This window comes from Protofrankia symbiont of Coriaria ruscifolia (assembly GCF_900634745.1).
In the GTDB taxonomy this organism is placed as follows: domain Bacteria; phylum Actinomycetota; class Actinomycetes; order Frankiales; family Frankiaceae; genus Protofrankia; species Protofrankia californiensis.
Genome location: NZ_CAAAFR010000148.1, coordinates 29,496 through 30,022 on the forward strand (window position 1 = coordinate 29,496; position 527 = coordinate 30,022).

The window sequence follows — 527 nt, forward strand, 5'->3', positions numbered from 1 at the left end:
CGGCAAGGGCCGCTTCGACGTACTCGGCGCCGAAGCGGGCGAACCGGTCGCGATGCTCGACGACGATCGTGGTGGCCTGCGGGTCGCGGAGCAGGGCAAGGAACTCCCGCCGGTGGCCGTTCAGCGCCGAGCCGACCTCGGTGACCACCCGGTCGACCGGCAGGCTCTCGCCGGTGGCCCACGTGGTGACCCGGGCAACCTGCCGATCAAGGTCGGGTTTCTGGTCCGCGGACGAGACGCGGGCGTACACCACGGTCTCTGCGGGGGCGGGGGTCCGGTCGATATCCCCGACGATGATCAGCCCGCCGACCTTGCGAGCCGGGACGGGGAGCTTCCCGGCATTGAACCAGCGGCGGGCCGTCACATAGGCGATGCCCTGCGACTCGGCCCACTCCTTGAGGTTCACATGACCATCATGGCACGCCAACGGCGACTAAAGACCATCATCGGCGCAACAGTTACAGCCTCCACGGCCAGCGCGAGGCAGTGGTCATACCGGCCGGCGTAGAACTCGATCAGGGCCTGCG

General features: G+C 68.9%; 1 protein-coding gene. It reads right to left on the bottom strand.

The genetic code is table 11. From position 1 onward, the window contains the following. A partial coding sequence (locus CV1CTNOD_RS26845; RefSeq protein WP_242606751.1) for an IS607 family transposase occupies window positions 1-406 on the bottom strand: 406 nt, incomplete at its 3' end. Between the last annotated feature and the right edge of the window lie 121 nt (window positions 407-527).